The sequence below is a fragment of the Citrobacter telavivensis genome, from assembly GCA_009363175.1.
GTDB classification, from domain to species: domain Bacteria; phylum Pseudomonadota; class Gammaproteobacteria; order Enterobacterales; family Enterobacteriaceae; genus Citrobacter_A; species Citrobacter_A telavivensis.
The window spans coordinates 846,456-866,137 of record CP045205.1; the positions used below are offsets into that span (position 1 = coordinate 846,456).

A 19,682-nucleotide genomic window follows, 5' to 3' on the forward strand; every position below is an offset into this window, starting at 1 on the left:
AACTTAGCTAACGCCCCTTACGGGGCATCCTTGTTTTGCGGTGGCATTGTAACGAAAACGTTTGCGCAACGCTCGCGAATTTTTCTTTTTCGATTCTGGCGCTCATTTTCTCTCTATAACGATCCCATACGACAGAGAAGATCCGGCAAATGATCCTTATAATTGTGGATAAGTCTGTGTGTAAAAGGGTATAAGGCGGGGTTTTGCTGGGGAATGCAGCAGTCAGTCATTTTTCTGACATTTTTCTATTGCGGATGCTCGGGAACTCCCTATAATGCGCCTCCATCGACACGGCGGATGTGAATCACTTCACAGAAAAACGCCAGTGAGATTGAAGAGAAAAATCCTGAAAAAAGATTGACTCTGAAAGAGGAAAGCGTAGTATACGCCACCTCGCGACAGAGCGCTAAAGCGCGTCGCAACTGCTCTTTAACAATTTATCAGACAATCTGTGTGGGCACTCAAAGTGACATGGATTCTTAACGTCCTCGGACGATAAATGAATACCAAGTCTCAAAGAGTGAACACGTAATTCATTACGAAGTTTAATTCTACGAGCATCAAACTTAAATTGAAGAGTTTGATCATGGCTCAGATTGAACGCTGGCGGCAGGCCTAACACATGCAAGTCGAACGGTAACAGGAAGCAGCTTGCTGCTTTGCTGACGAGTGGCGGACGGGTGAGTAATGTCTGGGAAACTGCCCGATGGAGGGGGATAACTACTGGAAACGGTAGCTAATACCGCATAACGTCGCAAGACCAAAGAGGGGGACCTTCGGGCCTCTTGCCATCGGATGTGCCCAGATGGGATTAGCTAGTTGGTGAGGTAACGGCTCACCAAGGCGACGATCCCTAGCTGGTCTGAGAGGATGACCAGCCACACTGGAACTGAGACACGGTCCAGACTCCTACGGGAGGCAGCAGTGGGGAATATTGCACAATGGGCGCAAGCCTGATGCAGCCATGCCGCGTGTATGAAGAAGGCCTTCGGGTTGTAAAGTACTTTCAGCGGGGAGGAAGGTGTTGTGGTTAATAACCGCAGCAATTGACGTTACCCGCAGAAGAAGCACCGGCTAACTCCGTGCCAGCAGCCGCGGTAATACGGAGGGTGCAAGCGTTAATCGGAATTACTGGGCGTAAAGCGCACGCAGGCGGTCTGTCAAGTCGGATGTGAAATCCCCGGGCTCAACCTGGGAACTGCATTCGAAACTGGCAGGCTTGAGTCTCGTAGAGGGGGGTAGAATTCCAGGTGTAGCGGTGAAATGCGTAGAGATCTGGAGGAATACCGGTGGCGAAGGCGGCCCCCTGGACGAAGACTGACGCTCAGGTGCGAAAGCGTGGGGAGCAAACAGGATTAGATACCCTGGTAGTCCACGCCGTAAACGATGTCTATTTGGAGGTTGTTCCCTTGAGGAGTGGCTTCCGGAGCTAACGCGTTAAATAGACCGCCTGGGGAGTACGGCCGCAAGGTTAAAACTCAAATGAATTGACGGGGGCCCGCACAAGCGGTGGAGCATGTGGTTTAATTCGATGCAACGCGAAGAACCTTACCTGGTCTTGACATCCACAGAACCTTGTAGAGATACGAGGGTGCCTTCGGGAACTGTGAGACAGGTGCTGCATGGCTGTCGTCAGCTCGTGTTGTGAAATGTTGGGTTAAGTCCCGCAACGAGCGCAACCCTTATCCTTTGTTGCCAGCGGTCCGGCCGGGAACTCAAAGGAGACTGCCAGTGATAAACTGGAGGAAGGTGGGGATGACGTCAAGTCATCATGGCCCTTACGACCAGGGCTACACACGTGCTACAATGGCATATACAAAGAGAAGCGACCTCGCGAGAGTAAGCGGACCTCATAAAGTATGTCGTAGTCCGGATTGGAGTCTGCAACTCGACTCCATGAAGTCGGAATCGCTAGTAATCGTGGATCAGAATGCCACGGTGAATACGTTCCCGGGCCTTGTACACACCGCCCGTCACACCATGGGAGTGGGTTGCAAAAGAAGTAGGTAGCTTAACCTTCGGGAGGGCGCTTACCACTTTGTGATTCATGACTGGGGTGAAGTCGTAACAAGGTAACCGTAGGGGAACCTGCGGTTGGATCACCTCCTTACCTTAAAGAACCTGCCTTTGTAGTGCTCACACAGATTGTCTGATGAAAAGTGAATAGCAAGGCGTCTTGCGATTGAGACTTCAGTGTCCCCTTCGTCTAGAGGCCCAGGACACCGCCCTTTCACGGCGGTAACAGGGGTTCGAATCCCCTAGGGGACGCCAGCGTTCAAACTGATGAGGTGCAAACCTCCCAGGGGACGCCACTTGCTGGTTTGTGAGTGAAAGTCACCTGCCTTAATATCTCAAAACTGACTTCAGAGTCATGTTTGAGATATTTGCTCTTTAAAAATCTGGATCAAGCTGAAAATTGAAACGACACACAGTTAATGTGTGTTCGAGTCTCTCAAATTTTCACAACACTGACGGTGTTTTACGAAACATCTTCGGGTTGTGAGGTTAAGCGACTAAGCGTACACGGTGGATGCCCTGGCAGTCAGAGGCGATGAAGGACGTGCTAATCTGCGAAAAGCGTCGGTAAGGTGATATGAACCGTTATAGCCGGCGATGTCCGAATGGGGAAACCCAGTGCAATTCGTTGCACTATCGTTAAGTGAATACATAGCTTAACGAGGCGAACCGGGGGAACTGAAACATCTAAGTACCCCGAGGAAAAGAAATCAACCGAGATTCCCCCAGTAGCGGCGAGCGAACGGGGAGCAGCCCAGAGCCTGAATCAGCATGTGTGTTAGTGGAACGGTCTGGAAAGGCCGGCGATACAGGGTGACAGCCCCGTACACAAAAGTGCATGTGTTGTGAGCTCGATGAGTAGGGCGGGACACGTGGTATCCTGTCTGAATATGGGGGGACCATCCTCCAAGGCTAAATACTCCTGACTGACCGATAGTGAACCAGTACCGTGAGGGAAAGGCGAAAAGAACCCCGGCGAGGGGAGTGAAAAAGAACCTGAAACCGTGTACGTACAAGCAGTGGGAGCCTCTTTATGGGGTGACTGCGTACCTTTTGTATAATGGGTCAGCGACTTATATTCTGTAGCAAGGTTAACCGAATAGGGGAGCCGAAGGGAAACCGAGTCTTAACTGGGCGTTAAGTTGCAGGGTATAGACCCGAAACCCGGTGATCTAGCCATGGGCAGGTTGAAGGTTGGGTAACACTAACTGGAGGACCGAACCGACTAATGTTGAAAAATTAGCGGATGACTTGTGGCTGGGGGTGAAAGGCCAATCAAACCGGGAGATAGCTGGTTCTCCCCGAAAGCTATTTAGGTAGCGCCTCGTGAACTCATCTTCGGGGGTAGAGCACTGTTTCGGCTAGGGGGTCATCCCGACTTACCAACCCGATGCAAACTGCGAATACCGAAGAATGTTATCACGGGAGACACACGGCGGGTGCTAACGTCCGTCGTGAAGAGGGAAACAACCCAGACCGCCAGCTAAGGTCCCAAAGTCATGGTTAAGTGGGAAACGATGTGGGAAGGCTCAGACAGCCAGGATGTTGGCTTAGAAGCAGCCATCATTTAAAGAAAGCGTAATAGCTCACTGGTCGAGTCGGCCTGCGCGGAAGATGTAACGGGGCTAAACCATGCACCGAAGCTGCGGCAGCGACACTATGTGTTGTTGGGTAGGGGAGCGTTCTGTAAGCCTGCGAAGGTGTGCTGTGAGGCATGCTGGAGGTATCAGAAGTGCGAATGCTGACATAAGTAACGATAAAGCGGGTGAAAAGCCCGCTCGCCGGAAGACCAAGGGTTCCTGTCCAACGTTAATCGGGGCAGGGTGAGTCGACCCCTAAGGCGAGGCCGAAAGGCGTAGTCGATGGGAAACAGGTTAATATTCCTGTACTTGGTGTTACTGCGAAGGGGGGACGGAGAAGGCTATGTTGGCCGGGCGACGGTTGTCCCGGTTTAAGCGTGTAGGTGTGTGTTCCAGGTAAATCCGGTTCACTCTAACACTGAGGCGTGATGACGAGGCACTACGGTGCTGAAGTAACAAATGCCCTGCTTCCAGGAAAAGCCTCTAAGCATCAGGTAACATCAAATCGTACCCCAAACCGACACAGGTGGTCAGGTAGAGAATACCAAGGCGCTTGAGAGAACTCGGGTGAAGGAACTAGGCAAAATGGTGCCGTAACTTCGGGAGAAGGCACGCTGATATGTAGGTGAAGTGATTTACTCATGGAGCTGAAATCAGTCGAAGATACCAGCTGGCTGCAACTGTTTATTAAAAACACAGCACTGTGCAAACACGAAAGTGGACGTATACGGTGTGACGCCTGCCCGGTGCCGGAAGGTTAATTGATGGGGTTATCCTTAGGGAGAAGCTCTTGATCGAAGCCCCGGTAAACGGCGGCCGTAACTATAACGGTCCTAAGGTAGCGAAATTCCTTGTCGGGTAAGTTCCGACCTGCACGAATGGCGTAATGATGGCCAGGCTGTCTCCACCCGAGACTCAGTGAAATTGAACTCGCTGTGAAGATGCAGTGTACCCGCGGCAAGACGGAAAGACCCCGTGAACCTTTACTATAGCTTGACACTGAACACTGGTCCTTGATGTGTAGGATAGGTGGGAGGCTTTGAAGTGTGGACGCCAGTCTGCATGGAGCCAACCTTGAAATACCACCCTTTAATGGCTGGTGTTCTAACGTGGGCCCGTAATCCGGGTTGCGGACAGTGTCTGGTGGGTAGTTTGACTGGGGCGGTCTCCTCCTAAAGAGTAACGGAGGAGCACGAAGGTTAGCTAATCCTGGTCGGACATCAGGAGGTTAGTGCAAAGGCATAAGCTAGCTTGACTGCGAGCGTGACGGCGCGAGCAGGTGCGAAAGCAGGTCTTAGTGATCCGGTGGTTCTGAATGGAAGGGCCATCGCTCAACGGATAAAAGGTACTCCGGGGATAACAGGCTGATACCGCCCAAGAGTTCATATCGACGGCGGTGTTTGGCACCTCGATGTCGGCTCATCACATCCTGGGGCTGAAGTAGGTCCCAAGGGTATGGCTGTTCGCCATTTAAAGTGGTACGCGAGCTGGGTTTAGAACGTCGTGAGACAGTTCGGTCCCTATCTGCCGTGGGCGCTGGAGAATTGAGGGGGGCTGCTCCTAGTACGAGAGGACCGGAGTGGACGCATCACTGGTGTTCGGGTTGTCATGCCAATGGCACTGCCCGGTAGCTAAATGCGGAAAAGATAAGTGCTGAAAGCATCTAAGCACGAAACTTGCCCCGAGATGAGTTCTCCCTGACCCTTTAAGGGTCCTGAAGGAACGTTGAAGACGACGACGTTGATAGGCCGGGTGTGTAAGCGCAGCGATGCGTTGAGCTAACCGGTACTAATGAACCGTGAGGCTTAACCTTACAACGCCGAAGATGTTTTGGCGGATTTGAGAGAATTTCAGTTCAGCTTGATAACAGATTGTGTCACTTCGTGGAAGCGGGGTGATAAAACAGAATTTGCCTGGCGGCTGTAGCGCGGTGGTCCCACCTGACCCCATGCCGAACTCAGAAGTGAAACGCCGTAGCGCCGATGGTAGTGTGGGGTCTCCCCATGTGAGAGTAGGGAACTGCCAGGCATCAGACAGTGAAAAAGCCCATCCTGACGGATGGGCTTTTTTGCGTCTGTGCACCACGGAAAATGCCGGATGGCGGCTTCGCCTTATCCGGCCTACAGGCAGGGCGAGCCACCGTGGTAGCGTAAATGCAATAACGGATACGGCCGCCCAAGATCATCGACCTCTGCGCGCCCCGCCACCCAGAATCCCATCTTCTTATAGAACCCAACGGCTTGTTCATTCTGTTCGTTCACGTTAGTTGTTAACGCGGGTGCTAACGAAAGCGCATGCTCAATCAACAGCTTACCTACGCCACGGCCCCGAACGTCGGGATCAACAAACAGCGCATCCATATGATCCCCGGTGAGTAACATAAATGCGACGGGCTCATCCTGCTCATTAGCGGCGACCCATAAAGGCGCTTCGGGTAAAAACGAGCGGACTAACTCCTCCAGCTCGATACGGTATTCTTTAGACAGAAAATCATGAGTGGCGTCGACCGAACGACACCAGATCGCGATCAGTTTTTCTCCTTCATCATGCTGGGATCGGCGGATGTTAATAACCATATTCTCTCCTTTTCGTTATGCTTATATTCTAACGTCTCCGTCGTCGTGAAACTTTCTCACCTTTAACATGCAGACTCGACATTGGCGTAATTTCTGGGTATCTTCAGCTATCTGGATGTCTAAACGTTTAAACGTATGTAGTGAGGTTATCAGGTTATGCCGATTCGCGTGCAGGACGAGCTACCCGCCGTCAATTTCTTGCGTGAGGAAAACGTCTTTGTCATGACGACTTCCCGCGCTTCAGGTCAGGAAATTCGTCCGCTCAAGGTGCTAATCCTCAACCTGATGCCGAAGAAAATCGAAACGGAAAATCAGTTTTTGCGTCTCCTGTCGAACTCTCCGCTGCAGGTGGATGTTCAGTTACTGCGCATTGATGCTCGTGAGTCGCGTAATACGCCAGCCGAACACCTGAACAACTTTTACTGTAACTTTGAGGATATCTGCGATCAGAACTTCGATGGACTGATCGTCACCGGTGCGCCGCTGGGTCTGGTGGAGTTCAATGATGTTGCCTACTGGCCACAGATCAAACAGGTGCTGGAATGGGCGAAAGATCATGTCACCTCAACGCTGTTTGTCTGTTGGGCGGTACAAGCCGCACTCAATATCCTCTACGGTATTCCGAAGCAGACCCGCACCGACAAGCTCTCTGGCGTTTATGAGCATCATATTCTTCACCCTCACGCACTGCTGACGCGGGGTTTTGATGATTCATTCCTTGCCCCGCATTCGCGCTACGCTGATTTCCCGGCTGTGCTGATCCGTGACTATACCGATCTTGAGATCCTCGCCGAGACTGAGAATGGTGATGCCTACCTGTTTGCCAGTAAAGATAAACGCATTGCGTTTGTCACGGGTCATCCGGAATATGACGCTAACACGCTGGGCAGCGAATATTTCCGTGATGTGGAAGCCGGGTTAAGTCCAGAGATTCCGTACAACTATTTTCCGAAAAACGATCCCCAAAACAAACCTCGCGCCACCTGGCGAAGCCACGGTAATTTGCTGTTTATCAACTGGCTCAACTATTACGTCTATCAGATCACACCATATGATCTGCGTCACATGAATCCAACGCTGGATTAATCGTCTGTCGCTGACGATCCTAAAGCGTTTCAGCATATTGAATCAGGCACCTTCGGGTGCTTTTTTATTTCCGAAATACACCTCATCTTGTAATTAAACTTTATTTTTATTGTTATCAATAGGTTAATTGATAATTTAATTAAAAATGGAAATTGTTTTTGATTTTGATTTTGAAATGAGTAGTCTTAGTTGTGCTGAACGAAAAGCGCACAACGATCCTTCGTTCGCATTGGGAATGCTTTGTTATCAATGACGAGGAGTTACAGAATGAATCAACAGGCAACGACTACCGATGAATTGATCTTTACCAGGCCTTACGGTGAGTCAGAGAAGCAGATCCTGACCGCTGAAGCGGTCGAATTCCTTACCGAACTGGTGGCGCGCTTTACGGCAAAGCGCAATAAGCTGCTCGCGGCTCGTATTCAGCAGCAGCAGGATATCGACAACGGTATATTGCCTGATTTTATTTCGGAAACTGTTTCCATTAGAAATGATGACTGGAAGATTCGCGGCATTCCGGCGGATTTACAGGATCGCCGGGTTGAAATTACCGGGCCGGTTGAGCGCAAGATGGTTATCAATGCGCTGAACGCGAATGTGAAGGTTTTTATGGCCGATTTCGAAGATTCGCTGGCACCGGAATGGAGCAAAGTGATCGACGGACATATCAACCTGCGCGACGCGGTAAACGGCACCATTAGCTACACCAATGAAGCCGGCAAAATCTATCAATTGAAACCCGATCCGGCTTTACTGATTTGTCGTGTGCGCGGCCTGCACCTGCCGGAAAAACATGTGACCTGGCGCGGTGAAGCGATCCCCGGCAGCTTGTTCGACTTTGCTCTCTATTTCTTCCATAACTACAAATCATTACTGGCTAAAGGCAGCGGTCCCTATTTTTACCTGCCGAAAACGCAGGCGTGGCAGGAAGCGGCCTGGTGGAGTGAAGTCTTCAGCTATACCGAAGATCGTTTCAATCTGTCGCGCGGCACGATTAAAGCCACACTGCTGATTGAAACCCTGCCGGCGGTGTTCCAGATGGATGAGATCCTGCACGCGCTGCGCGATCATATCGTCGGCCTGAACTGTGGGCGTTGGGACTACATTTTCAGTTATATCAAAACGTTGAAGAATCATCCGGATCGCGTTCTGCCGGACCGCCAGGTAGTGACGATGGATAAGCCCTTCCTCAGCGCATATTCGCGTCTGCTGATTAAAACCTGCCACAGGCGTGGTGCCTTCGCGATGGGTGGTATGGCGGCATTCATCCCGAGCAAAGACGTTGAACGCAACAATCAGGTGCTCAGCAAGGTGAAAGCGGATAAAGCGCTGGAAGCCAATAATGGCCACGACGGCACGTGGATTGCGCATCCTGGTCTGGCGGATACCGCGATGGCGGTCTTCAACGAGGTGTTGGGCGAGAACAAAAACCAACTGTTTGTGACCCGTGATGAAGACGCGCCGATTACCGCAGAACAATTGCTGGCACCGTGTGAAGGCGAGCGTACCGAAGAGGGGATGCGCGCCAATATTCGCGTTGCGGTGCAGTACATCGAGGCGTGGATCTCTGGCAACGGCTGCGTGCCGATTTATGGCCTGATGGAAGATGCAGCGACGGCGGAAATCTCCCGTACGTCAATCTGGCAGTGGATCCATCACGAGAAAACCCTGAGCAATGGTAAACCGGTCACTAAGGCGCTGTTCCGCCAGATGTTGGCTGAAGAGATGCGGGTCATCCAGGACGAACTGGGCGAACACCGCTACAGCAGCGGCCGTTTTGACGATGCCGCGCGCCTGATGGAACAAATCACCACCTCTGACGAATTAATCGATTTCCTGACGTTGCCAGGCTACCGCCTGCTGGCTTAATTGCCCAGGCTATTTTGTTCGCCATTTTGGCCCTGGGCTGTGCTCAAAATCCTCACGTACTCTTAGTACGCTCCGGTTTTTTGCGCGCAGGCCCGTGACCAAACTGCCTTCACCAATAACGCCTGGGAAGCCAGGAAGATAATATGGAGCATCTGCACATGAAAACCCGTACCCAACAGATCGAAGAATTACAGAAAGAATGGACACAACCGCGCTGGGAAGGCATCCGTCGCCCGTACAGCGCGGAGGACGTGGTGAAATTACGCGGCTCGGTCAACCCGGAATGCACGCTGGCACAGTTGGGCGCGGCCAAAATGTGGCGCCTGCTGCACGGTGAATCAAAAAAAGGCTACATCAACAGCCTCGGTGCGCTGACCGGCGGCCAGGCGTTGCAGCAGGCAAAAGCGGGCATCGAAGCGGTGTATCTGTCGGGCTGGCAGGTCGCGGCGGACGCTAACCTGGCATCCAGCATGTATCCGGATCAATCGCTCTACCCGGCAAACTCTGTTCCGGCAGTGGTGGATCGGATCAACAACACCTTCCGTCGTGCGGATCAGATCCAGTGGTCCAGCGGTATTGAACCGAACGATCCGCGCTATGTGGATTACTTTCTGCCGATCGTTGCCGATGCGGAAGCCGGTTTTGGTGGCGTACTGAATGCCTTTGAGCTGATGAAATCGATGATTGAAGCCGGTGCAGCGGCTGTTCACTTCGAAGATCAGCTGGCGTCGGTGAAGAAGTGCGGCCATATGGGCGGTAAAGTGCTGGTGCCGACTCAGGAAGCGATTCAGAAACTGGTGGCTGCGCGTCTGGCGGCTGACGTCATGGGCGTACCGACACTGGTGATCGCCCGTACCGATGCGGATGCGGCGGATCTGATCACTTCCGACTGCGACCCGTACGACAGCGAATTTATTACCGGTGAGCGTACCAGTGAAGGCTTCTTCCGTACGCATGCTGGCATTGAGCAGGCGATCAGCCGTGGTCTGGCCTACGCCCCGTATGCCGACCTGGTCTGGTGTGAAACCTCCACGCCGGATCTTGAACTGGCGAAGCGTTTTGCCGATGCCATTCACGCGAAGTATCCAGGTAAACTGCTGGCCTACAACTGCTCGCCGTCGTTTAACTGGCAGAAGAATCTGGACGACAAGACCATCGCCAGCTTCCAGCAACAGTTGTCCGATATGGGCTACAAGTACCAGTTCATCACCCTGGCGGGTATCCACAGCATGTGGTTCAACATGTTCGACCTCGCGCGTTCCTACGCACAGGGCGAAGGCATGAAGCATTACGTTGAAAAGGTACAGCAGCCAGAATTCGCCGCAGGCTCGGACGGTTACACCTTCGTCTCTCACCAACAGGAAGTGGGCACCGGCTACTTCGATAAAGTCACCACCATCATTCAGGGCGGCGCATCATCGGTGACCGCGTTGACCGGTTCGACCGAAGAATCGCAGTTCTGATTAATGCCCGGTGGCGCTGCGCTTACCGGGCCTACGAAGGGATGTAGGCCGGATAAGCGAACGCGCCATCCGGCATGACGTTGTGCCGGATGGGGAGAAGCGATGACGCGTGGCCTGGAGTTACTGATTGCTCAGACGATTTTGCAAGGTTTCGACGCCCAGTATGGTCGATTTCTGGAAGTGACCTCCGGCGCGCAACAGCGCTTTGAACAGGCCGACTGGCATGCCGTGCAGCAGGCGATGAAAAGCCGTATTCACCTCTACGATCACCATGTGGGTCTGGTGGTGGAACAACTGCGCTGCATTACTGGCGGCAAAAGTACCGACGCCGCGTTTTTGCTGCGTGTAAAAGAGCATTACACCGGGCTCCTGCCGGATTACCCGCGCTTCGAGATTGCGGAGAGTTTTTTTAACTCCGTATATTGTCGGTTATTTGACCACCGCTCGCTCACTCCCGAGCGGCTCTTTATTTTTAGCTCCCAGCCGGAACGCCGTTTCCGGACGATCCCGCGTCCTCTGGCGAAAGATTTCTTCCCCGATCATGGATGGGAACCGCTGCTCACCCGTATTCTTAGCGATCTGCCGCTGCGTCTGCCCTGGCAGAACAAAGGGCGAGATATTCGCTACATCATCATGCATCTGCGCGAAACCTTTGGCGAAGAGACCTTGCAGCACTGTCGTCTACAGGTGGCAAACGAGCTGTTTTATCGCAACAAAGCCGCCTGGCTGGTGGGCAAACTCATCACGCCAACGGCCACGCTGCCTTTTTTACTGCCGATTCATCGTACCGATGAGGGTGAACTGTTTGTGGATACCTGCCTGACCACCACGGCAGAAGCCAGCATCGTGTTCGGTTTCGCCCGCTCCTATTTTATGGTGTATGCGCCGCTGCCCGCCGCGCTGGTGGAATGGCTGCGCGAGATCCTGCCGGGAAAAACCACGGCAGAGTTATACATGGCGATCGGCTGTCAGAAACATGCGAAGACCGAGAGCTATCGCGAGTATCTGTTGTATCTGCGCAACTGCGATGAGCAGTTTATTGAAGCTCCGGGCATACGCGGGATGGTGATGCTGGTCTTTACGCTGCCGGGCTTTGACCGGGTATTCAAAATTATCAAAGATAAGTTCGCGCCGCAGAAAGAGATGTCTGCCGCTCACGTACGCGCCTGCTATCAACTGGTAAAAGAGCACGATCGCGTGGGGCGCATGGCGGATACTCAGGAGTTCGAAAACTTCGTACTGGACAAACGCCAGATCGATCCGGCGCTGATGGCGCTGTTGTTTGAGGAAGTGCCGGAAAAGATTACTGACCTTGGCGAGCAGATTGTCATCCGTCATCTTTATATTGAGCGGCGGATGGTGCCGCTCAATATCTGGCTTGAGCAGGTGGAAGGCCAGCAGTTGCGGGATGCGATTGAGGAGTATGGCAACGCGATCCGCCAGCTTGCCGCGGCCAATATTTTCCCCGGCGACATGCTGTTCAAAAATTTCGGCGTCACCCGCCATGGTCGCGTGGTGTTCTACGATTACGACGAAATCTGCTACATGACGGAAGTGAATTTCCGCCATATCCCACCGCCGCGCTACCCGGAAGATGAGCTGTCGGGTGAGCCGTGGTACAGCGTGTCGCCGGGCGATGTGTTTCCTGAGGAGTTTCGTCACTGGCTGTGCGCCGACCCGCGAATCCGGCCGCTGTTTGAGGAGATGCACGCCGACCTGTTCAGCGCCGACTATTGGCGCGGCCTACAGATGCGTATTCGCGAAGGGCATGTGGAAGATGTTTACGCCTATCGCCGTCGCCAGCGATTCAGCGTACGGTTTACCTGATTACTATAGGCCGGATAAGGCGCTTACGCCGCCATCCGGCAATATGCGCCGATCTACCTGATGGCGCTACGCTTATCAGCCCTACCGAAAATGCCCCTTAGGGATATTTTGCTTACCGGATCCCGCCGTACGCCAGCGTGACTTCTTTCGCCGCCTTGATCACCATCGCGCCAAACTCGGTAACGCGGTCGTCGGTGATGCGCGAAATCGGGCCGGAGATAGAGATCGCCGCGAACGGCTCGCGATGCTCGTCAAAAATGCACGACGCCACGCAGCGCAGACCGAGCGCATGCTCCTCATCATCAAAGGAATAACCGCGCTTGCGGGTCTGGGCGAGGTCGTCCTTCAGATGAACCGGGGAGACCAGCGTCGCGTGGGTGTACGCATGCAGCCCTTTGCGGTGCAGCAACTGGGTTACCTGTTCTTCACTCAGCTGCGCTAAAAACGCTTTGCCTGCGCCAGAGGCGTGCATCGGCAGCTTACCGCCAATCGGTGCAGACATGCGCATCAGTTGGGTGCACTGCACCTGGTCAATGATAATCGCCTGATGGTCACTCTGATCCAACACCGCCAGATTTACCGTTTCACCGGAATCCTCCATCAGTTTGCGCAGAATCGGATGGACGATTGCCAGCAGATTGCGGCTCTGTAAAAAGCTGCTGCCGACGATGAACGCGTGCGCGCCTATCGCCCAGTGCCCAAGATCGCCCACCTGACGCACAAAGCCCTGCTGCTGCATGGTGGTGAGTAAACGGTGAGTGGTGGAGTTTGGCAAACCAGCCTGCTGTGCCAGTTCGGTCAACGCCACGCTGCCGTTGGATTCCGCGATCCATTCCAGTAGTTTCAGGCCACGGGTCAGCGACTGAACCTGTCCGGCAGCGGGGGCGGTTGTCGCAGCGGGTTTTCTGCCGCGTTTGGCGGGAACGGGTGCAACCATAGCGGACTCCTTTTCTGTATCGTGGAAATCATTTTCGTTTTATTCAATTATAATGCAAGAAGACTTGTACTGATCGGATGAGTGAAGCTGAACATGTCTCATGTTGCCCGTTGTTGGCTTTTCCGTCAGCCCTGTTTATGCCACTATGTTTTGTTGACTTTTTCGGTCTGGTTGAGCGTTGTCGGGAGCAAGTGTGAGCAGCAAAGTTGAACAACTGCGTGCGCAGTTAAATGAACGTATTCTGGTGCTGGACGGCGGCATGGGCACGATGATCCAGAGCTACCGTCTGAGTGAAGAGGATTTCCGTGGTGAACGCTTTGCCGACTGGCCGTGCGACCTGAAAGGTAATAATGACCTGCTGGTGCTTAGCAAGCCAGAGGTGATTGCTGCCATACACAACGCGTATTTTGACGCGGGCGCGGACATCATTGAAACCAACACCTTCAACTCCACTCCTATCGCAATGGCGGATTACCAGATGGAATCCCTGTCGGCGGAGATCAACTTTGCCGCCGCGAAACTGGCGCGCGCCTGTGCTGATGAGTGGACCGCTCGCACCCCGGAAAAACCACGCTATGTTGCGGGCGTTCTCGGCCCAACCAACCGGACCGCGTCGATCTCGCCGGATGTGAATGATCCGGCATTCCGTAATATCACCTTTGACCAGTTGGTGGCCGCTTACCGCGAATCCACCAAAGCGCTGGTGGAAGGCGGCAGTGATCTGATTTTAATTGAAACCGTCTTTGATACGCTGAACGCGAAAGCGGCGATTTTCGCCGTTAAAGAGGAACTGGAGGCGCTGGGCGTCGACCTGCCGATCATGATTTCCGGCACCATCACCGATGCTTCAGGCCGTACGCTTTCCGGTCAGACAACGGAGGCGTTTTATAACTCCCTGCGCCATGCCGAGCCTCTTACCTTCGGTCTCAACTGTGCGCTGGGACCGGACGAACTGCGCCAGTATGTGCAAGAGCTTTCACGCATTGCCGAATGCTACGTGACGGCACACCCGAACGCCGGGTTGCCCAACGCTTTCGGTGAATACGATCTGGACGCCGATACGATGGCGGGTCAGATCCGCGAGTGGGCCGAAGCGGGTTTCCTGAACATCGTTGGCGGCTGCTGCGGTACCACTCCGGAACACATTGCGGCGATGAACCGCGCCGTCGAGGGATTGGCGCCACGTCAGTTGCCGGAGATCCCCGTCGCCTGCCGCCTGTCCGGTCTTGAGCCGCTGAATATTGGCGACGACAGCCTGTTTGTGAACGTCGGTGAACGTACCAACGTCACCGGTTCCGCCAAATTTAAGCGCCTGATCAAAGAAGAAAAATACAATGAAGCGCTGGATGTTGCCCGTCAGCAGGTCGAAAGCGGTGCGCAGATTATCGATATCAACATGGATGAGGGGATGCTCGACGCCGAAGCGGCGATGGTGCGCTTCCTCAACCTGATTGCCGGTGAGCCGGATATTGCTCGTGTGCCGATCATGATTGACTCCTCAAAATGGGAAGTCATCGAGAAAGGGCTGAAGTGCATTCAGGGGAAAGGCATCGTTAACTCTATCTCCATGAAAGAGGGGGTTGAGATCTTCACCCACCACGCGAAGCTGCTGCGTCGCTACGGTGCGGCGGTAGTGGTGATGGCCTTTGATGAACAGGGCCAGGCGGATACCCGCGCGCGTAAAATCGAGATTTGCCGCCGTGCGTACAAGATTCTCACCGAAGAGGTGGGCTTCCCGCCGGAAGACATTATTTTCGACCCGAATATTTTCGCGGTAGCGACCGGGATTGAAGAGCACAACAACTACGCGCAGGACTTTATCGGCGCGTGTGAAGACATCAAACGCGAGCTACCGCATGCGCTGATCTCTGGCGGCGTGTCCAACGTTTCGTTCTCGTTCCGCGGTAACGACCCGGTACGTGAAGCCATTCACGCGGTGTTCCTTTACTACGCCATTCGCAACGGTATGGACATGGGGATTGTGAACGCCGGACAGTTGGCGATTTACGACGATTTGCCGGCTGACCTGCGCGACGCGGTCGAGGACGTGATCCTCAACCGTCGTGATGACGGCACTGAGCGACTGCTGGAACTGGCGGAGAAATACCGTGGCAGCAAGAGCGATGAGACGGCCAACGCCCAACTGGCGGAATGGCGCACCTGGGAAGTGAAAAAACGCCTCGAATACTCGCTGGTTAAAGGCATCACCGAATTTATCGAGCAGGACACCGAAGAGGCGCGTCAGCAGGCCGCCCGTCCGATTGAAGTGATTGAAGGGCCGCTGATGGACGGTATGAACGTCGTCGGCGACCTGTTTGGCGAGGGCAAGATGTTCCTGCCGCAGGTGGTGAAATCCGCTCGCGTAATGAAACAGGCGGTGGCGTATCTCGAACCGTTTATCGAAGCCAGCAAAGAGAAAGGCTCCAGCAACGGTAAAATGGTGATCGCCACCGTGAAGGGCGACGTTCACGATATCGGCAAGAATATTGTTGGCGTGGTCCTGCAATGTAACAACTACGAGATCGTCGATCTTGGCGTGATGGTGCCGGCAGAGAAGATCCTCAGAACCGCGAAAGAGGTGAATGCCGATCTGATCGGCCTTTCCGGGCTGATTACCCCGTCGCTGGACGAAATGGTCAACGTGGCGAAAGAGATGGAGCGTCAGGGCTTCACCATTCCGCTGCTGATTGGCGGGGCGACGACCTCGAAAGCGCATACGGCGGTGAAAATCGAGCAGAACTACAGTGGCCCCACGGTTTACGTGCAGAACGCCTCGCGCACCGTCGGCGTGGTCGCCGCGCTACTTTCCGACACCCAGCGCGATGACTTTGTCGCCCGTACCCGCAAAGAGTATGAAACCGTGCGTATCCAGCATGGGCGTAAGAAACCGCGTACGCCGCCGGTGACACTGGCGGCCGCGCGTGAAAACGATCTGGCGTTTGACTGGGAAAACTATACTCCGCCGGTGGCGCATCGTCTGGGCGTGCAGGAGGTCGAAGCCAGCATCGAAACGCTGCGTAACTACATCGACTGGACCCCGTTCTTTATGACCTGGTCGCTGGCCGGGAAATATCCGCGCATTCTGGAAGATGAAGTGGTCGGCGTCGAGGCGAAGCGCCTGTTTAACGATGCTAACGACATGCTGGATAAACTGAGCGCGGAGAAGGCGCTGAATCCGCGCGGCGTGGTGGGGCTGTTCCCGGCAAACCGTGTGGGCGATGACATTGAAATCTATCGCGATGAAACGCGTACTCACGTGCTGACGGTCAGTCATCATCTGCGTCAGCAAACCGAAAAAGTGGGCTTTGCCAACTACTGTCTGTCTGACTTCGTGGCGCCAAAACTGTCCGGTAAAGCGGACTACATCGGTGCCTTTGCGGTGACGGGAGGTCTGGAGGAAGACGCGCTGGCCGATGCGTTTGAAGCGCAGCACGATGATTACAACAAGATCATGGTGAAAGCGCTTGCCGACCGTCTGGCGGAAGCCTTCGCGGAATACCTGCATGAGCGCGTGCGTAAGGTCTACTGGGGCTATGCGGCCAACGAGAACCTCAGTAACGAGGAGTTGATTCGCGAAAACTACCAGGGGATTCGTCCGGCGCCAGGGTATCCGGCCTGTCCGGAGCACACCGAGAAAGGCACCATCTGGCAGTTGCTGGATGTGGAAAAACACACCGGTATGAAGCTCACCGAATCCTTCGCCATGTGGCCTGGCGCATCGGTCTCCGGCTGGTACTTCAGTCATCCGGACAGCAAGTACTACGCAGTCGCGCAGATTCAGCGCGATCAGGTAGAAGACTATGCTTTCCGTAAAGGGATGAGCGTCTCTGAAGTTGAACGCTGGCTGGCCCCTAACCTGGGCTATGACGCCGACTGATCGGTCCGGGCGTTTCCCGTCAGCGTCAGCCGTTCAGCGGCGCTGGTGGGAAACGTAATGGCAACGGAGGCCATGTAACATGTTTAGCCTGTTCAAAACCCGAAATAAAATTCTCTTATTCTGGGGGCTGATGGATCTGCTGGCGCTGGGCGCATATTTCTGGCTGTCCACGCGTCAGGGCAACGTACCCTTTTATTCGGATGTGGTTAATTTCACCCACACCTTTTCCGCTTTTGGGGCGAGTGAAGGACCCGGCGCAGCGATCCAGATCGTCTTCTTCGTTGGCCTGTTAATGAAGATTTCGCTCGTCTACACCGCATATTTGTTTCTGTTTAAAGATAAATTGAATTATATCCTGCTGGGCATTCAGGAGGTTTTACGCTTTGCGTCACTGACCTGCTCGGTCTCACTGTTTCCCCTGTTTTTCTCGCTCATCGGCAGCCATTCGGCAGCGTTGGCGCTGTCCGGATTTCTGTTATCCGAATGCGGCAAAGTGGGGTCGCTATGGTGGTATCACAGACGTTCGGCATGACGTGAGCGGGGAAATTCCGACAGGATGTCACGAAACTGTCATCTTTCCTTACAACTAACAGGGTGCTCACCGGGCACCCTGTCTCTTTCTTGCGTTTAAACCCTTATACTGGAAGAAGGCTCATGAACGTTACTTGCCGGATGGCGGCGTATGCGCCTTATCCGGCCTACCGGGCTTATTTGTAGGCCTGATAAGCGCAGCGTCATCAGGCATGATGCGGGCGCCATGAGTCCCGGGAACCTATAACAATAAGGAGTACCTGATTCCGTGTTAACTTTGCTCCACCTGCTTTCTGCTGTCGCCCTGCTGGTCTGGGGTACCCATATTGTTCGTACTGGCGTCATGCGGGTGTTTGGCGCTCGCCTGCGTACCGTTCTGAGCCGTAGCGTTGAAAAGAAACCGCTCGCCTTCTGCGCGGGGATTGGCGTCACTGCGCTGGTACAAAGCAGTAACGCCACCACCATGCTGGTGACCTCGTTTGTCGCCCAGGATCTTGTCGCGCTGACGCCTGCGCTGGTGATTGTGCTCGGCGCTGACGTGGGGACCGCGCTGATGGCGCGTATTCTCACCTTCGATTTATCATGGTTGTCGCCGCTGCTGATTTTTATCGGCGTGATCTTCTTCCTCGGCCGTAAACAGTCACGCGCCGGGCAACTGGGGCGGGTGGGTATCGGCCTTGGCCTGATCCTGCTGGCGCTGGAGCTGATTGTCCAGGCCGTCACGCCCATGACGCAGGCCAACGGCGTGCAGGTGATTTTCGCCTCGCTGACCGGCGATATCATGCTGGATGCGCTAATTGGCGCGATGTTCGCGATAATCAGTTACTCCAGCCTGGCGGCGGTACTGCTAACGGCCACCCTGACGGCGGCGGGGATCATCTCCTTCCCGGTGGCGCTGTGTCTGGTGATTGGCGCCAACCTTGGCTCCGGCCTGCTGGCGATGCTCAACAACAGCGCGGCCAATGCCGCGGCTCGCCGCGTCGCGCTCGGCAGTCTGCTGTTCAAGCTGGTGGGCAGCCTGATTATTCTGCCGTTTGTACACCCACTGGCGAATCTGATGGATGAATTACCGCTGCCGAAATCCGAGCTGGTGATCTATTTCCACGTCTTCTACAACCTGGTGCGCTGCCTGGCGATGATTCCTTTTGCCGAGCCGATGGCGCGCTTCTGTAAGCGCATCATCCGCGACGAGCCGGAGCTGGATGCACATCTCAAGCCGAAGCACCTGGACGTTAGCGCGCTGGATACGCCGACCCTTGCGCTGGCCAATGCCGCCCGTGAAGCGCTGCGCATCGGCGATGCGATGGAACAGATGATGGAAGGGCTGAAAAGGGTGATGCACGGCGAGCCGCGTGAAGAGAAAGAGCTGCGCAAAATGGCGGATGACATTAACGTGCTCTACACCGCCATTAAGCTCTACCTGGCGCGAATGCCGAAAGAGGAACTGGCGGAGGAGGAGTCGCGCCGCTGGGCGGAGATTATTGAGATGTCGCTCAACCTTGAACAGGCGTCGGATATTGTGGAGCGCATGGGCAGTGAAATTGCCGACAAGTCGCTGGCGGCGCGTCGGGCGTTTTCGATTGAGGGGTTAAAAGAGCTGGATGCGCTCTATGACCAACTGCTCAGCAATCTGCAACTGGCGATGTCGGTGTTCTTCTCCGGCGACGTGACCAGCGCCCGCCGGTTGCGTCGTAGCAAACATCGTTTCCGGATCCTGAACCGTCGTTACTCGCATGCGCACGTAGACCGTCTGCATCAGCAAAACGTACAAAGCATCGAGACCAGTTCCCTGCACCTGGGGTTACTGGGCGATATGCAGCGTCTGAACTCGCTGTTCTGTTCTGTGGCCTACAGCGTGCTGGAACAGCCGGACGAAGACGATGAGCGGGATGATTACTAACCGGCGGTAATGCCGGATAG

General features: G+C 54.4%; 9 protein-coding genes, 1 tRNA gene and 3 rRNA genes. 11 read left to right on the forward strand and 2 right to left on the reverse strand.

Annotated features, from left to right (window positions below; all coding sequences use genetic code 11):
* Positions 1 to 568: 568 nt before the first annotated feature.
* The 4 genes from GBC03_06265 (at position 569) to rrf (ending at position 5,624) form a co-directional block, all read left to right on the forward strand.
* Positions 569 to 2,120 (forward strand): 16S ribosomal RNA (locus tag GBC03_06265).
* 75 nt (positions 2,121 to 2,195) lie between these two features.
* Positions 2,196 to 2,271, forward strand: a tRNA-Glu gene (locus tag GBC03_06270).
* 223 nt (positions 2,272 to 2,494) lie between these two features.
* Positions 2,495 to 5,421 (forward strand): 23S ribosomal RNA (locus GBC03_06275).
* An 87-nt stretch (positions 5,422 to 5,508) separates the two neighbouring features.
* Positions 5,509 to 5,624: ribosomal RNA gene (gene rrf / locus GBC03_06280) — 5S ribosomal RNA — on the forward strand.
* The 16S, 23S and 5S rRNA genes sit together here with 1 tRNA gene alongside, the layout of an rRNA operon.
* A 92-nt stretch (positions 5,625 to 5,716) precedes the next feature.
* Here the strand turns inward: rrf and GBC03_06285 are convergent.
* Positions 5,717 to 6,172 carry an acetyltransferase gene (locus GBC03_06285; GenBank protein ID QFS69839.1) on the reverse strand — a complete coding sequence of 152 codons (456 nt, stop codon included), beginning with the start codon at positions 6,170 to 6,172 and terminating at the stop codon, positions 5,717 to 5,719.
* Positions 6,173 to 6,328: 156 nt separating this feature from the next.
* Between GBC03_06285 and metA the strand changes: the two genes are divergently transcribed.
* From metA to aceK, 4 genes are all read left to right on the forward strand, one after another.
* Entirely contained in the window at positions 6,329 to 7,258 is a 930-nt protein-coding gene (gene metA, locus GBC03_06290; protein QFS69840.1) for a homoserine O-succinyltransferase, read from the forward strand.
* Positions 7,259 to 7,525: 267 nt separating this feature from the next.
* Positions 7,526 to 9,127 carry a malate synthase A gene (gene aceB / locus GBC03_06295; protein ID QFS69841.1) on the forward strand — a complete coding sequence of 534 codons (1,602 nt, stop codon included), beginning with the start codon at positions 7,526 to 7,528 and terminating at the stop codon, positions 9,125 to 9,127.
* Positions 9,128 to 9,285: 158 nt separating this feature from the next.
* Entirely contained in the window at positions 9,286 to 10,590 is a 1,305-nt protein-coding gene (gene aceA / locus GBC03_06300) for an isocitrate lyase (protein ID QFS73927.1), read from the forward strand.
* A 102-nt stretch (positions 10,591 to 10,692) separates the two neighbouring features.
* Positions 10,693 to 12,417: a bifunctional isocitrate dehydrogenase kinase/phosphatase gene (aceK, locus tag GBC03_06305; protein ID QFS69842.1), complete on the forward strand. Its 1,725-nt coding sequence runs from the start codon at positions 10,693 to 10,695 to the stop codon at positions 12,415 to 12,417.
* Between the two features lie 112 nt (positions 12,418 to 12,529).
* On the opposite strand, the gene iclR is transcribed toward aceK, so the two are convergent.
* The gene (gene iclR, locus GBC03_06310; protein ID QFS69843.1) at positions 12,530 to 13,354 is read right to left on the reverse strand and encodes a glyoxylate bypass operon transcriptional repressor IclR; all 825 of its coding nucleotides are present in this window, start codon (positions 13,352 to 13,354) and stop codon (positions 12,530 to 12,532) included.
* Positions 13,355 to 13,547: 193 nt separating this feature from the next.
* On the opposite strand from iclR, the gene metH reads away from it, so the two are divergent.
* From metH to GBC03_06325, 3 genes are all read left to right on the forward strand, one after another.
* The gene (gene metH / locus GBC03_06315) at positions 13,548 to 17,231 is read left to right on the forward strand and encodes a methionine synthase (protein QFS69844.1); all 3,684 of its coding nucleotides are present in this window, start codon (positions 13,548 to 13,550) and stop codon (positions 17,229 to 17,231) included.
* A 130-nt stretch (positions 17,232 to 17,361) separates the two neighbouring features.
* Entirely contained in the window at positions 17,362 to 17,763 is a 402-nt protein-coding gene (locus GBC03_06320; GenBank protein ID QFS69845.1) for a hypothetical protein, read from the forward strand.
* 267 nt (positions 17,764 to 18,030) lie between these two features.
* Complete coding sequence (locus tag GBC03_06325; GenBank protein QFS69846.1) at positions 18,031 to 19,662, forward strand: Na/Pi cotransporter family protein; 1,632 nt, start codon at positions 18,031 to 18,033, stop codon at positions 19,660 to 19,662.
* The last annotated feature ends 20 nt before the right edge of the window (positions 19,663 to 19,682 follow it).

What these genes read in the sequence shown, in the direction of transcription:
- metA (QFS69840.1), top strand. Translation starts at nt 6,329, where the DNA reads ATGCCGATTCGCGTGCAGGACGAGCTACCCGCCGTCAATTTCTTGCGT.
- GBC03_06320 (QFS69845.1), top strand. Translation starts at nt 17,362, where the DNA reads ATGGATCTGCTGGCGCTGGGCGCATATTTCTGGCTGTCCACGCGTCAG.
- GBC03_06285 (QFS69839.1), bottom strand. Translation starts at nt 6,172, where the DNA reads ATGGTTATTAACATCCGCCGATCCCAGCATGATGAAGGAGAAAAACTG.
- aceA (QFS73927.1), top strand. Translation starts at nt 9,286, where the DNA reads ATGAAAACCCGTACCCAACAGATCGAAGAATTACAGAAAGAATGGACA.
- iclR (QFS69843.1), bottom strand. Translation starts at nt 13,354, where the DNA reads ATGGTTGCACCCGTTCCCGCCAAACGCGGCAGAAAACCCGCTGCGACA.
- aceK (QFS69842.1), top strand. Translation starts at nt 10,693, where the DNA reads ATGACGCGTGGCCTGGAGTTACTGATTGCTCAGACGATTTTGCAAGGT.
- aceB (QFS69841.1), top strand. Translation starts at nt 7,526, where the DNA reads ATGAATCAACAGGCAACGACTACCGATGAATTGATCTTTACCAGGCCT.